We start from the raw sequence: 13,857 nt of genomic DNA on the forward strand, positions 1-13,857 counted from the left end.
GTAATCGAGGGTGCCGTTTATGATCGGAGTTGTCATACCTGCCCACAATGAAGAGCACCACATCGCTGCGTGTCTAACATCTGTTCTGTTCGCGGCTGAGCATCCTGCATTGGCAGGTCAGCCAGTCTCCGTAGTCGTCGTTTTAGATGCTTGCTCTGATCAGACCGGACAGATTGTTTCAGCACACGGTGTAGGACGGATCGAAGTTTCGTTTCAGAACGTGGGTAAGGCGAGAGCAACCGGTGCAGATCATCTTCTGGCCGCTGGCGCGATGTGGCTTGCCTTCACCGATGCCGACACCGTCGTGCCACATGATTGGCTGGCGCGTCAGATTGGGTTCAAGGCTGATGCAGTTTGTGGAACAGTCGAAGTGGATAGCTGGAATTTCCATGGAGACCTGGTTCGCTCAAAGTACATGGAGCTTTACCAGTTCATCGAGAATCACCGGCACATCCACGGAGCTAACCTTGGCTTGAGTGCCGATGCCTATCGGAACGCAGGTGGGTTCCAGCCTCTCACCGCACACGAAGATGTCCATTTGGTCGCTGACCTTAAGAGGATCGGTGCTCATATCGTTTGGACAGCAACGAATCCGGTCATCACCAGCGCCCGTAAGGATTACAAATGTCGTGGAGGGTTTGGAGAGTATCTGGTCAATCTGGGTGCCTCACTGGGATTGCCTGCGCTTGATCCACAGGCTAGCGCCGGCGTCTCTCTTTAAAAAAGCGCCGTCTGCAGGAGGGAACAATTTGGAGTACATCGATTACCTGCAATGGCCAGCCATGGTAGTGACGGTAGCCTCAGCCTGGTTCATCGGGTCGCAACGAGCGTACCGTCGCATGATTGCCTTTTGGGGATTTATCACCAGTAATGTGCTTTGGGTGATCTGGGGGCTTCACGCTGATGCCTACGCCCTGATCCTGCTCGAATGCATACTTTTGGGGATGAATGCGCGTGGCTTCAAGAAGAATTTCGATGGTCAACGTCCGTCCTGAGAATGCTCGTTTTCTTTACCCTTCGAATTTTTCTTGAGTCCTCGAAGGTTCATCAGGAAAAGACAAACCTGTAATACGATCAATGCATACGCGCCTGCGTAAAATCCCCAAATCACCCACAAAACGTTGCTCACACTGAAGCATACAAATCCGATCATCCGCCGCCTTGGCCGCTGCGATCCGATTAGCCATGCGGCGAGAACGGTAACAACCATCGCTGGCCATTGAATCCAATCCAGATAAGCCAAATCATCCCCCCGTTACAGTTCAGCGCAACAAATCTCTTATCGATATAACCCTAATCAATCGGGCTTTTGATGGTTGGATGGGGTTTTCGATTTGCCGAGAATGTAGCAAGGATGAAGCTGACCATTGGGATGGGTTGTGACGACCACAGATATCAATGACCAGCCCTCGTGAAGCTTTAGGTTTGCTTCGTTGGCTGATAGCGATTCCATGACTTGGATTGTGTCGGAAATATGCATTTCGACTTTCTCAAATCGTAAGGTTCAACCATTAGGCGTCGAGCATGAATAAGGGTTCCTTTATCACGGCGTCGCACAGCTGGATCATTCGCGATAGCGCCTGGTCTACATTGAGACCATCGCTTGAGGGTGAACCAGTGAGCAAAATCATCTGCGCACATGACTTACAAATCGACCTTCAAGGTGCGAACGAAGCCGGGTTATTCAAATGGCTGCTTGCCAGTTTCCTGATGGGCAAGAGAATCCAGGGGCCAATTGCTGCCAACGCCTATCAAGTGATCGTCGATAAACATCATCGGGATACGCCGCACAAATTGGCGAGCTGCACTCACCGCCAGTTGGTCATGATGCTTGGTGAGGCTCACTACGTGCGTTACGACGAGACCACCGCGTCGCGGTTGTTGGCATTGGCTAACAAGATGAATGCTGAATATCACGGCAAGGTCAGCAACATCGTCGCGGCAAGCGCAGATCGTAAGGCATTCGAAAAACGGCTATCTGAATTTGAAGGGGTAGGGCCGAAAACCATTGAGATTTTTATGAGGGAAGCGGCTGCGGAGCTCTTCGGAACTTCCCCCTAAGTCTCACCAATACTGCCTCCCAATTGTGTGCAGCAAGGAGAAATCATGACAACGCACAGGCTAATAGCGAAGGGCTTGCAGTTGAATGTTTCGATCTGCGGTCAGGGCTCTCCGCTGCTTTTACTCAATGGTTTGGGCGGTTTGATACGTACCTTTGATCCGCTGCGCGATGAACTTGACGACTTCATGACGATCACGCTGGACGTGCCAGGAGTCGGCAAGTCGCAAATGCCCCGTTGGCCCATTCGCCTGCCAAGCCATGCCGACGTGATTGCCGAAATGCTCCAGCAACTGGGAGTCGACCAAGTCGATGTGTTCGGGGTGAGTTGGGGAGGTGCACTGGCTCAAGAATTCGCTCTTCGTTACCCGAGCATGGTACGCAGGCTGATCCTCGCGGCAACCTCTCCCGGCCTAGTGCTGTTGATGAAGCCTGCTGACGTTATGGATTTTTTCCGCAGGAGTAAAAACGCCAAAATGCCCAAGCAAGATAGCTCCCGCGATTCAATTCACACGCTGCTGCGGTTCGGTGTGATGAAAGGCATGCTCTCTGTTAAACCGCGTACCTACTATTTCCAGCTCGCAGCGTTGATCGGATGGACAAGCCTGCTTCGGTTGTCCCGGCTGCCTCAACGCACGCTGGTTCTTACCGGCGACCGCGATCCGTTAATACAGGCATACAACGCCCATATCTTGCGCCGCACAATTCGACGTTCAGAACTTCGCATTCTTAAAGGGGAGGGGCACTTCTTTGTGGTGACCAGCGCTAGACGAACTGCCGTCTTGATCCGCGAATTTCTTAGCCGGCAATATGACGATGAAGGGATGGCATCGAGGATCGCAGACCGAGATGATATGGCGAGCCTAGAGCGCAGCTAGGCCAGTTAATCCGCTCGTTAACGTCGTTGTGGGAGGGCGCACACGCAGTCGTAGGCAGCATTAGTTTCTTCGCCAATCCTTTCAAACTCTCCAGTTCGACGATGGTCAACCTTACTAGCTGTTGTTGATTAATCATGTCGAGGTGATCCATGGATAACTACCACATCACAAAAAAAGTAAACGCTTGGGAGCTTGTCAAAGAGGGCTCGCAACGTGCTTCCAAAACGGCCTCTACGAAAGCGGAAATTACTGAAATAGCCAGCGAATTTTTGCAAGGTAAAACAGCCTCTCTAAAAATCCACAAAGAGGATGGGACGATACAAGAGGAACGTACCTTTCCTCGTGCCGCCGACCCTAGGAAAACAAAAGGCTGAGTCGAATCCAAAATAATGGGAGGCTGCGAAGAAGACTTTCGATCCTTATCAAGGACGACAGTTTTATCAGGAGTTCGCTTTCCGTGTCCGTCGGCGCATGTCTACCCAGAGGAAATTTTCAATGGTAATTGCCTGCCTAGGATGGGGATCCCTGATTTGGAAACCTGGAGCATTACCGCTCGCAAGCAAATGGTTTTTGGATGGGCCCGTTTTGCCCATCGAATTTGCGCGAGTCGGTGATGGGGGCGAGCTCGCAACGGCGATCTGCGCGAATGCGCATCCGTGCACCGTTCTCTGGGCAGTGTTGAATGAGAAAAACCTGGAAGAGGCATGCGAGGCCCTGCGTGTCCGAGAGCAAATTCCAGAGGACAGGGAAGATGGAATCGGTGTTTTTACTACCAGTAGCTCCCCAGTGGGAGTAATCGCCGAATGGGCACTCCTTCACCAATTGGACGCAGTTATCTGGACTGCGCTGCCGCCCAGATTCGAAGACATTGAAGGTTTGATCCCAACTGTTGATGACGCTGTTTCATATCTAGCAGGCTTGAGTGCAGATGCGCAGGAGCACGCGCGGGACTACGTTAGGCAGGTACCGGCTCAGATCGATACGTCCTATCGAAGGGAGATCAATTCAAGGCTTGGGTGGCATGAATGAGTGCACAGAGCCAAGCTCAAATCGGCGCCATCTTTGATCAGTTGTTGGCTCTGCGAGAGAGCGTCAACCGTCTCCAGCAGATGGAGGATGAAAGAGTAGGTACGCTTCGTGGCCATCAGACCGTGGACGTGGACGGCGCTTTCCTGTTGGTTTTTCAAAAGCTTCAAGACAACATCGCCGATATGGAGGAGGCTTTGGCCACCATTGCGGAAGCGACAGGCGATGCGCCAAGGTTCTAGCGGATCGTCATTGAAGCAAAATTACATGCCATAACGCTTGTTGCCACCTGAAGTAATGCAGTACCGACCGCCTCTTGGCCCGATGCAAACGTTTCCCGAGGAACAAGGGCAGGAGGATCCGTATTCCGGAGTCTGCCTCCGGGTTGGTTGCACTGGCGAAGGCGACTGTCTCGGTTTAGAGGCGCTGTAGCAATTCGATCCGGTACAAAGACTTTTGGAGGAAAGCCATTTCGCAGGCTGGCCATCGACGCTTATGCGCACCCAATCATCCCGTTTTTCGAAGACCTGAACCTTGGCTCCCCGGCTCAACTTGGAGATAACTTTTCCGCCTGGTTGATCTCGGATATTTAGCTTGTCAGTGCTTACGTATTGATCAACTGAGGGGGCAGGTGTGGATGATGGAACCGAGGTAGATGAGACCAGAGTATTCGGAGTGGGAGGAAGGCTCGGTTGCACCTGAGCGGGAGGCGTGTCTTTTTTGCCTATCGCCCAAAGGATCGCGAAAAGAATCAGGAGTGGGACAAACCATGACTGGGATTTCTTGCGCATTTCCATTGCTCTCGCTCAGCAAGCATTATCCAGCCTGTCTTCCCTGACCAACCTGGCTTCGTAAACCTTTTGCGAGCTTAGCCAAGTTTCAACTTTCTGCACCTTACGTCAGTTCAAAGACTAGATCGCGCATCCACGGTTAGCGTCCCGCAAAGCCCACTTATTGATCGTTTGTGTTCACGTTAAAAAGAAAGCATCGACTTCAAATTATCAATTTTGTTGAGCTCGCTGCGCTACGTCGCAAAGCCACCGGCGCAACAGCTGGGCTGCCTCACCCAACACCACATCTTTGGCCTGCACCAAATAGTAGCCCTTGCCAGTCTTTAGCACAGAGTCAAAGACAGGTACGAGAAGGCCCCGTTGTACATCTTCCTCGACCAGCCAAGGGCTGGTGAGCACTAAACCTTGATCGCGGCGCGCGGCGTCGATTGCCAGCTCAGACTGATCGAACTTGAGGCTACTCGAGAAGCTATCGAGTGACATACCGACCGATGATAGCCATTGAGACCAGTGAGCATGAGACGTCGTGTAGAGCAAGGTTGCTCCCGGCAAACATTCAAGGTTATGCAACTGGAGCCGTTCGCGATAAGCCGGGCTGGAATAGACCCTTACTTCGTCGGGCAAGAGCAGTTCTGCGTTCACACCACTGCCATATCCATCGAAATGCCGCACCGCCAGGTCGCAAGTAGCGTCATTGAAATCAACGGTATCGGTGGATGCGCTCAGGTGCAGTTGCACCTCTGGATGACGCTCCGTGAACAATGGCATCCGCTTTGCGAACCAGGAGCTAGCGAACGCCGGCGGCAGGCTTAACCGTACCTGTCTGTCTCTAAGACCACGGACGGCTAGGTTGGCGGTCTCCAGCAGGCGAAGAGCCGGCTTCACCTGCTCCCAGTAGCTCAGTGCTTCAGCCGTTGGCTGCAGCCTACGCACACTGCGTACGAACAGTGGCGTGCCTAGCCAATCTTCCAGCTTGCGGATCTGTTGCCCTACTGCCCCGGGCGTTACGAACAACTGGCTTGCAGCAAGGCTGACGCTGCCAGTGCGCATAACCGCGTCGAAGCAAGCTATAGCCCTGAGGGGCGTGTTAGCTCTCATGACGTAGTTTTTCTCTTCTATAGATCGAAAACACATGATTTGTAGCGGCTTGCGTACTTTCCCACAATTGAATTTCGCAACAGCGCAGAACGAATCTCGATTTTCAAAGGAAAACCCAATGCCGATTGTCCGGGTAACGTGGTTTGACGACAAATCATCAACGATAAAAAGGGCCGATAAGTGAGGAAGTCAGTAGACGGGGCTGCGACGGCAGTGATGGTGCTGCTATGCCTGATTTGGGGTGCTCAGCAAGTGGCAATGAAGGCGGTTGCGGGTGACGTAGCACCTATCATGCAGGTCGCCGTTCGCTCCGGAGTCGCTGCAGCTTTGGTCTGGCTGGTCGGTAAATGGATCATGCGGGAAATGTGGTTACCAGGCGTCTGGTGCCGCGCCGGGTTGGTCGTGGCCGTTCTGTTCGCTGGTGAATTCCTGTTCGTCGCGCAAGGGTTACGGTGGACAAGTGCTTCGCATATGGCGGTCTTCCTTTATACGGCTCCCTTATTCGCCGCCATTGGTCTGCACCTACGCTTGCCGGAGGAGCGTCTTAGTGCGACTCAATGGTTTGGTATGTCTCTGGCGTTCGCAGGGATCGCCATCACCTTTCTCATGCCACGCGATGGGACAGCCATTCAAAGCACCAACGCAAACAGTCTTCTGGGTGACCTGCTGGGCTTGTGCGCGGGCGCTACTTGGGGGTTTACGACGGTAGCCGTGCGTACAAGCCGCCTTAGTGAAGCGCCGGCAACCCAGACCCTGTTTTACCAACTGGCAGGTGCTTTTCTCTTTCTGCTGCCTTTAAGCCTGCTGGCAGGCCAAAGCTCGATGACTTTTTCATCCGTTGCAGTCACCAACCTGGTTTTCCAGACACTAATCGTGTCAGTGGCAAGCTACTTGATCTGGTTCTGGATGCTTCGTCGCTACCTCGCGGCTCGCCTGGGAGTGCTGGCCTTCATGAGTCCGCTGTTTGGCGTACTGATGGGTTATCTGTGGCTCGGAGAGCAGACGAGCTTCGGATTTTTGCTGGGCGCAAGCCTGACCATTGTCGGCCTGCTCGTGGTGAATCTCAGCAAAGCGGTCGAACAGACTGGAGACGAAAGAAGTTACCCGCCCCCGCAAAATCGCGAGGAGAAGATGCAGTTATGAAGACGTTAATAGTGTTAGCGCATCCAGAACCAAGGTCTTTCAACGCTGCGTTAAAGGACGTAGCTGTCGAAACGCTGCGCGAACTCGGTCATCAGATTCAGGTGAGCGATCTCTACGCGATGAATTGGAAGGTTGAGCTGGGCATTGATGACTTCCTCGAGGATCGCGCCGATGCTGGCTATCTCGATCTTTCCCGCGAGCAAGAACATGCGTTTGCAAACGGTTCCCATACCGACGACGTGAAGGCTGAGCAATCGAAGGTCATGTGGGCTGACCTGGTGATTTTTCAGTTTCCTGTGTGGTGGTTTTCGATGCCCGCCATTCTGAAAGGCTGGGTCGACCGGGTATTGAGCCGGGGATTCGCATACTCATCAGGGCACAAGTATGGATCGGGACTACTTAAGGGTAAGAAAGCCATGCTTTGTCTAACCACGGGCACCGCAAGCAGCCTTTATACCCCGGCGGGCATCGATGGCGACTTGCATCACGTACTCTGGCCTATCCATAACGGCATTCTGGCCTATACCGGTTTCACAGTTCTTCCCCCGTTCGCTGCATGGATGCCGGCGCAGCTCAGCGATGACGAACGTCAGCAATATCTGAACTCATATGCCGATTACTTGCGAAGCCTGGAAGCGGTGCAGCCGCTATTTTTTCACCCCCGTGAAGACTATGACGACAACCAGCAGCTGAAGCCTGGGATTGAAGCCCGCTCTGGTGTGCAGTGGAATCCACGTGCAGGACAGAGTTTTGAACAGGCTGCATCCCATTTTTCGGTGCAACCGAAGTCCAAAATCTAATTCTGGCAGGAGAGAAATCATGGCAGTCATCATGCTGGCAGGCACCGGAAAAATATCCAATGCGATTGCTCAGACATTGGTTCTGACGGCAGTCGCGACCGATTCAATCTCACTGGTAGTGCTGGGCCGCAAACTTGAACATGCCGAACAGACTTTAGGACAAGCTCAGGCCATCGCGAGCTGTTCGGGTAGGAAAATCACTGGCGAAGCTTACGCCGTGGACTGGCAGGATCCGCAAAGCGTGCGGCCCGCCCTCGAGCAATGGGAGCCGGATCTCGTGGTGCAGATGGCCAGCGAACAGCCGCCCTCAGAATTGGGTAACGACGATGCTTGGTCTCAACTGGTTAAGGACGCCGGCTTTGGTATAACACTTCCCTTGCACTTGCCGCCCTTACGCACCGTCTGCCTTGCAATAGAGTCTCTGGGTAAGCGCATACCTGTTCTCAACGCGTGCTTTCCTGACCTGGTAAATCCAGTCGCTGCACGGCTCGGCTGGCCTGTCGTAGGAGGTTTCGGCAACTTGGCGACGGTGGCCGCTATTGTTCGGGCGCAATGGCCAGCTATCGAGAATGCCCGCTTCTTCGGATGCCACCATCATCTATCAAGATTTCTAAACCAAACCCTAGAGCCTGAGCACATGCCACGGTGCTTTACGGCAGACGACGAAGTTACGCCTCTAGAGCTGCTGAAGGTTTTACGTTCCGTTCCCCAGCCCGCCGATATCAGCACTCTCACAGCGGCCACCGCAACATCCATGATTAGGGCGCTATGTGGTTTGGATGCTTATTGGAAGGGCATTGTTTCAGGGCCACAGGGCAAGGTCGGTGGATTCCCTGCTGAGATCAAGTCGAAGGCGTTCGAACTTGACGTCGAAGGACTGGATTTTCCGGCACTGGAGCAGTGGAACATCGCTCAGGAGAGCGGTGACGGGGTGTTGGTCAATCAAAATCTGGAGTACACACCGGCTGCGGTTGAGCAGATCCGTCGTCATGTTCCGCACTTCAAAGCATCATGGTCAGTCGATGATATCTCGATCAGCACGCTAATCGATATGACCAGACAGCTCAAGAATCGCTTGAAGTCGCTAGGCTAGACGATGGCTGGGCAGGCTTAACGCGACTGGAGCTGAGCGACTGAGCTACGATCATTTATTCGTCAGTCGCTAGAAAGTGATCAGGATGGAAGGCACGCCAAAGGCTAAGAATTCAGCCGCTGATATGTTGGACGAAGTCATTACCAGAGAGTCCCTGTTCGAGCAGGCTTGGACGATGCCAATGACCAAAATTAGCTCGCGCTACGGAGTCTCCTCCAGCTATCTCACGAAGGTCTACATCAGCCTGAATATTCCAAGACCGCCCGTTGGCTACTGGGCGCAAGTCGCGGTAGGAAAAGCTGAAGCTCGCCCGGTCTTGCCTGAGGCTCAACCAGGCGATTCAACTGTTTGGAACAGAAATGAAGCACCGCTTCAGGTTGCGCGATCCTCACCCATAAAACGAAAGCAAATGAGCCGGAAGGCACCGCTCAACTCTGACATGCAACCTCGTAGGCACCCACTTTTACTGAGTATTGAAGATCACTTCAAGAAAGTGCGGGAAAGCGAGAACGGCTACGATAGGCCTACAAAACGTGCGATGGCGGATTTAATAGTAAGCCGCAGTGGGGTCACTCATGCGGTCGACTTCGCAAACCAGTTGTTCCTCGCGTTTATGAAAAAAGGCCTTACGGTTACCTTGAGCGATCCTGCCGAGCGCATGAGCCGCAAACCAGTTGATCATAGGGACAAGCCGTCATCGAGATACGTCTATCCCTCGCTTTGGCAGCCCCAACGTCCGACAGTGGTTCATGTTGGAAGCGTTGTTTTTGGTTTGTCCATTTACGAAATCAGTGAATACGTTGAAGTCAAAAGCGTAGACAAAAGGTTAGTCCGGCTGGGTTCGCGTCCAGAGAGAAAACGCGTTGCCCCCTATCGAAACGAATGGGTAATGAGCGCCGACATGCCCAGCGGTCGGCTGTGCCTTCAAGTTTACTCCCCGTACTATCGGGCAGAGTGGGTTCAGAGCTGGAAGGAAGACAAGCCTGGCGATCTGATCAGTAAGATCCCAAGCATCGTGAAGCTTTTGATCGCTGAAGCTCCAGGGCTTGCGGAGAAAGTGAAGCTTGAACGGGAGAAAGCCGAGCTCGAGTGGCAAAAGCACCAATTGCAAATGGCGGAATGGAAAAGAAAAGAGGAGGAAAAGCGCCAACTCAAGGCCATACAGGAAAGTCGCGAGCAACTGGAAGCCGTAATCCAGACGTGGGCAAAAGTGAACAGTATTCACGCATTTTTCGCCGATATCGAAAAGTCAGCACAACGATTGGATGGTGTGTCGAGAGAGGCTGTCATGGAACGGGTGGCCAACGCGAAAGAATTGATCGGCGACCTCGATGCGTTAAGGCACTTCGCTGACTGGAAACCACCACTGCTCCAGGCCGGCGATTAGAACGCCCAGCTTTAACAGTGGGTGAATGCGCGTGTAGTTAAAATGTGAGTGCGGAAGAATGGCGTAGCTGCTGAAAATCGCAACCTCAAACAGGAACAGCGAGATGGAACGACCTTCTTTTTTCATTGATTTTGAAGCTTCTGGAATAGCTCCTGACAGCTATCCGATTGAAGTTGCCGTCGTGTCGAGTGAGAGCTCCTTCAGCTCGCTTATCAAGCCAGTCCGGTACTGGACGCACTGGTCGTTTGATGCGGAAGACATGCACGGTCTCTCTCAAGATCAGTTACATCAGCAAGGTGATACCCCAGACGCTGTGGCGAGATATATGAATAAGCTGTTTTCAGGGCAGGTGCTTTGCAGCGATTCACCGCAAGACGGGTTTTGGCTCGATGTGCTTTTCGAGGCCGCAGATCTGATGCCCACCTTCGAGTTGAAGCCTTTGGAGGCATTTGTAGGCCGAGAGGCCGCCGATGACATTTACCGCCTGCTACCTACAACTAAGCGCCACCGAGCTCTAAATGACGCAACTGCTTTGATGAACGCCTGTCGTGCTTTTTTCGAAACTTAAGCTATCAAAGGGGTGGATATGATGGGCGTACATTCGATGCATTCCTGAGATCTGATACAGGAGCAGCCCTCTAACGCTGTATGGGGGCTACTTTCTTATCGATCAATCTGGTTGGCAATGACGCGATTGGCGGGAGGACAGGGGCAACGTCTACGATTGTCGAGTCCTCAAAATGGAATCTGTGATGGCTTGAGCATTGGCATACAGCGCATCCTTGGCGGACACCGCAGGAACCCCACCACTGCCCACGCCATGTTCATCCCTCCGCTGGCTCAAACGGTGCCAGCAATCGCAGGTTCGCCGGCGATCAATCATGCGTTCCGACGAGTGAGTACAATGGAGCTGCGGCCAATTCATCGGCTATCGCTCCGGAGCAGACCCCAAATGAAGCAAGCACTTTTACGACTCTCGATGAATGACCATGGCCGAGACTTTGTAGTCGGTGATATCCATTTCAAAACCATCGAACTCCACAAGGGGCTTCGTGCACTCGGGTTTGACAGTGCGATTGATCGGGTCATAGCTGTAGGCGATCTGATTGACCGCGGGCCTGGGATGCTGGATGGCCTAAAACTGCTCGGTGAACCTTGGTTCTTTTGTGTACAAGGCAATCACGAGCAGATGCTGATAAACGCTTACCGTGAGAACCCACAAGCACGGTACAGCTCCCACGGTGCGGGATGGTGGGCAACGATCGCCGATGAGTCGAAAGGAATGGTCATCGAGAAGCTGGAACGTCTTCCCACCGCCATAGAAATCCAGTCCGCACGTGGCCTGGTCGGTGTCGTTCATGCCGATGTGCCGGCAGGGATTTCTTGGCAGGAGTTCGTTGGGAGTATAGACAATGCTCAGATCGAAGAGATCGCTCTGTGGGGCAGGGAACGGATCATCAAGCATTATCGTGACGGTGTTCCTGGCATCTGGAGAGTTTGCTCGGGACATACGTGGATACCGAAACCGCTGAGACTGGGGAATTTTCTTGCGCTTGACTGCACGGGAGGAGGGGACGGCCCCTTGGCAATCTACTGTGTCCAAGAAGACACTATCTATGTTGACGGGCGTCCTGTGTCGCTTGACAGCGCAGAGAGCATTTCAGAGCAGCTGCAGGAGCTCGAGAACGTCATCAGTCAGCTTAAGACAGAAGTGAATGGCAACAGGTTGATTGAATCGCAGAGCCTTAGCCGAAAGGCTGAAGCGTTGGCCAAGCAGGCAAACTCATCGTGGATCACCAGCAGAGATGAGGACGCCGAATCTGAGAAGCTCATCAACGCGTTGCACGGGCTTAGCTTACTTACTGGCGAGCGCAGAGGTGCCAAGCTTGATGAGCTGAAGGCAAGGTACAGTGGAACGCAGACGGAGCAGCTGCTTCAGCGGCTATTCGGCGCCTGATTTACTGTTCAGGGCTTCACAAAATGGATCTTCAGGACGCTTTCGCCACACAAACCGAAAATATATTTTCCCCGCCCCCTTGAAAGTAAAATTTCAAACCGGAGACCTTACATTTGAAAACAAACGAAAAGCGACGTTCTCCAAAAGTCTCCCGTTTTTTTGGCCTGCCTTGAGCTGTGGGGCAATCGACTCGATTGCCTTGCTGTTGCTCTATAGGCTTGCGCTCCTTTTGCTTTTGATCTTTTGGCTTCTGTTTTCGGTTTTCTCTGCGTTGGAATGCATGATGGAGGGCAGCGAAGCCAGTGTTGTGTATGCTGATCGCACCTTTGCGACGTCAGTCGCGGCTACTTTTTGATTCCAAAAGAAATCATTTTTTTCGAAAAAAGTGGCCATATGCCATTTCTGTTACTAGCAGTCATACGTCAACAGGAATGCGCGTTGGGGCTGCAAGGTTGGACTGATGGCTGCTGTGAATCCTGAGCGTTCCGGCCATTTTTCCAGAGAATGACGCGCACGGTGTTCGAATGCTGAGGCAGTTGGGTTGGCGTATTCGGTACCAGGACATTGATAACCAAATTCAGGTGCGAGCTCCAGTAATCGCGCCAACACGCTCAAGGAATAAGGAACCGAGCACAGATGGGAATCTTCGACTGGCTGTTCAAGAAAAAGATAGTAATCCCACCGAAAGGAAAGGCGATTCAATCCAGCACTCAGACGATAGAGGTATCCAAGCCTTTTTTGAGTGTCAGCTCAATCGGTTACGCTGGGCTCTACAGTCTCTCTAAATCTAGGAAGTGGGCGATTTCTTGGAGAGATTCGGATCCTGTCGCTAGGAGAGGAGGGCATCGTGAAAGCGGTCACGGGGAATACGTCCTAGCGGACTTAGCCGGCGATGTTTTGTCTGCGCATGGACAGATGCAACGACCAAACAATGGCTCAGTTGCCAACAACGGATCGTTCTGCCTTGAAGATTGGCACTTGGGGAGCTCTTTGTCGGGTACCTTCAACGTGTTCGATTGCGCCGGCACTCCAATCGTCACGAAAGAGCTTACAGCCAATATATTCGGGAGTGGTATCTCAAAAAATGGAAAGCTTGCGTACTGCGCCACTGCTAATAGCAAGACCGAACACGGCTATAAAGTCATGCTGTTCGACCTTGAAACGGGTAAAGAACTGTTTTGTGTGACGCCTGGTACTCAAGGCCTTGAAACCTATATTTTCGATGAGGAGAGGAAGCTCCTGATCGCGGACGTCAAGGGCGTGGGCAAATTCAGGTATGACAGCACCGGCAATTTCGTCGATGGCAATAATCTGGACAAGGCCAATCTCGACTCATCCGACTACAGCCGTATCATCCGTGCAGTTGAAAAGATCCTCGGGGAACAAGATGTATCGGATGAACGCGCCACTGAGGCTCTAGCAGCTGTCATGCGAGCTCGGTCACTCGGTGCTGATTCCAACCCTGCCTGGAAGCCAAATGCATTGAAGGTTCAAGGCCTTGCGCACGAGCTACTCGGGCAGATTCGTCAGGCGATCGAAGTCTATGAGGAGGCAATCACGCTGAACCCAAAAATAGGGGTGAAGCGTCGCCTGGATGCTCTGAAGAAAAGGGTGGGCTAGGCTGT

The 13,857-nt window shown here is 52.8% G+C and carries 16 protein-coding genes; 13 read left to right on the top strand and 3 right to left on the bottom strand.

The window, feature by feature from the left end; all coding sequences use genetic code 11:
* Positions 1–19 precede the first annotated feature (19 nt).
* Both LVD08_RS04560 and LVD08_RS04565 read left to right on the top strand, forming a co-directional pair.
* A complete protein-coding gene (locus LVD08_RS04560) occupies positions 20–721 on the top strand; it encodes a glycosyltransferase (RefSeq protein WP_247267545.1) in 702 nt (233 codons plus the stop codon).
* A 61-nt stretch (positions 722–782) separates the two neighbouring features.
* A complete protein-coding gene (locus LVD08_RS04565) occupies positions 783–995 on the top strand; it encodes a hypothetical protein (RefSeq protein ID WP_446739754.1) in 213 nt (70 codons plus the stop codon).
* Here the strand turns inward: LVD08_RS04565 and LVD08_RS04570 are convergent.
* Entirely contained in the window at positions 980–1,243 is a 264-nt protein-coding gene (locus tag LVD08_RS04570) for a YgjV family protein (protein WP_247267547.1), read from the bottom strand. The genes LVD08_RS04565 and LVD08_RS04570 overlap by 16 nt on opposite strands.
* A gap of 374 nt (positions 1,244–1,617) precedes the next feature.
* On the opposite strand from LVD08_RS04570, the gene LVD08_RS04575 reads away from it, so the two are divergent.
* The 4 genes from LVD08_RS04575 to LVD08_RS04590 all read left to right on the top strand — a co-directional run bounded on the left by LVD08_RS04575 (position 1,618) and on the right by LVD08_RS04590 (position 4,205).
* Positions 1,618–2,061 (top strand): DNA methylase, encoded by a 444-nt coding sequence (locus tag LVD08_RS04575; RefSeq protein ID WP_247267654.1) that lies wholly within the window; start codon positions 1,618–1,620, stop codon positions 2,059–2,061.
* 45 nt (positions 2,062–2,106) lie between these two features.
* Entirely contained in the window at positions 2,107–2,937 is an 831-nt protein-coding gene (locus LVD08_RS04580) for an alpha/beta fold hydrolase (RefSeq protein WP_247267548.1), read from the top strand.
* Positions 2,938–3,086: 149 nt separating this feature from the next.
* Positions 3,087–3,311: a DUF2188 domain-containing protein gene (locus LVD08_RS04585; protein ID WP_247267549.1), complete on the top strand. Its 225-nt coding sequence runs from the start codon at positions 3,087–3,089 to the stop codon at positions 3,309–3,311.
* A gap of 651 nt (positions 3,312–3,962) precedes the next feature.
* Positions 3,963–4,205 (top strand): hypothetical protein, encoded by a 243-nt coding sequence (locus tag LVD08_RS04590; protein WP_247267550.1) that lies wholly within the window; start codon positions 3,963–3,965, stop codon positions 4,203–4,205.
* 21 nt (positions 4,206–4,226) lie between these two features.
* Here the strand turns inward: LVD08_RS04590 and LVD08_RS04595 are convergent, their stop codons facing one another.
* Together LVD08_RS04595 and LVD08_RS04600 are read right to left on the bottom strand one after the other, a co-directional pair.
* A complete protein-coding gene (locus LVD08_RS04595) occupies positions 4,227–4,760 on the bottom strand; it encodes an SH3 domain-containing protein (RefSeq protein ID WP_342453825.1) in 534 nt (177 codons plus the stop codon).
* 204 nt (positions 4,761–4,964) lie between these two features.
* Positions 4,965–5,888 carry a LysR substrate-binding domain-containing protein gene (locus tag LVD08_RS04600; RefSeq protein WP_274621119.1) on the bottom strand — a complete coding sequence of 308 codons (924 nt, stop codon included), beginning with the start codon at positions 5,886–5,888 and terminating at the stop codon, positions 4,965–4,967.
* A gap of 180 nt (positions 5,889–6,068) precedes the next feature.
* On the opposite strand from LVD08_RS04600, the gene LVD08_RS04605 reads away from it, so the two are divergent.
* The 7 genes from LVD08_RS04605 (at position 6,069) to LVD08_RS04635 (ending at position 13,852) form a co-directional block, all read left to right on the top strand.
* A complete protein-coding gene (locus LVD08_RS04605) occupies positions 6,069–6,995 on the top strand; it encodes a DMT family transporter (protein ID WP_247267655.1) in 927 nt (308 codons plus the stop codon).
* Entirely contained in the window at positions 6,992–7,795 is an 804-nt protein-coding gene (locus LVD08_RS04610; protein ID WP_247267553.1) for an NAD(P)H-dependent oxidoreductase, read from the top strand. Before LVD08_RS04605 ends, LVD08_RS04610 begins: the two co-directional genes overlap by 4 nt.
* A gap of 19 nt (positions 7,796–7,814) precedes the next feature.
* Positions 7,815–8,888, top strand: a complete 1,074-nt coding sequence (locus LVD08_RS04615; RefSeq protein ID WP_247267554.1) for a hypothetical protein — start codon at positions 7,815–7,817, stop codon at positions 8,886–8,888.
* Positions 8,889–8,973: 85 nt separating this feature from the next.
* Entirely contained in the window at positions 8,974–10,275 is a 1,302-nt protein-coding gene (locus LVD08_RS04620; protein ID WP_247267555.1) for a hypothetical protein, read from the top strand.
* Positions 10,276–10,378: 103 nt separating this feature from the next.
* Positions 10,379–10,843, top strand: coding sequence for a hypothetical protein (locus LVD08_RS04625; protein ID WP_247267556.1), 465 nt, complete (start codon positions 10,379–10,381; stop codon positions 10,841–10,843).
* Between the two features lie 384 nt (positions 10,844–11,227).
* Positions 11,228–12,232 (top strand): metallophosphoesterase, encoded by a 1,005-nt coding sequence (locus LVD08_RS04630; protein WP_247267557.1) that lies wholly within the window; start codon positions 11,228–11,230, stop codon positions 12,230–12,232.
* Positions 12,233–12,868: 636 nt separating this feature from the next.
* Entirely contained in the window at positions 12,869–13,852 is a 984-nt protein-coding gene (locus LVD08_RS04635; RefSeq protein ID WP_247267558.1) for a tetratricopeptide repeat protein, read from the top strand.
* Positions 13,853–13,857: the final 5 nt, after the last annotated feature.

The sequence above is a fragment of the Pseudomonas sp. YL2 genome (assembly GCF_023063025.1).
Lineage (GTDB): Bacteria > Pseudomonadota > Gammaproteobacteria > Pseudomonadales > Pseudomonadaceae > Aquipseudomonas > Aquipseudomonas putida_A.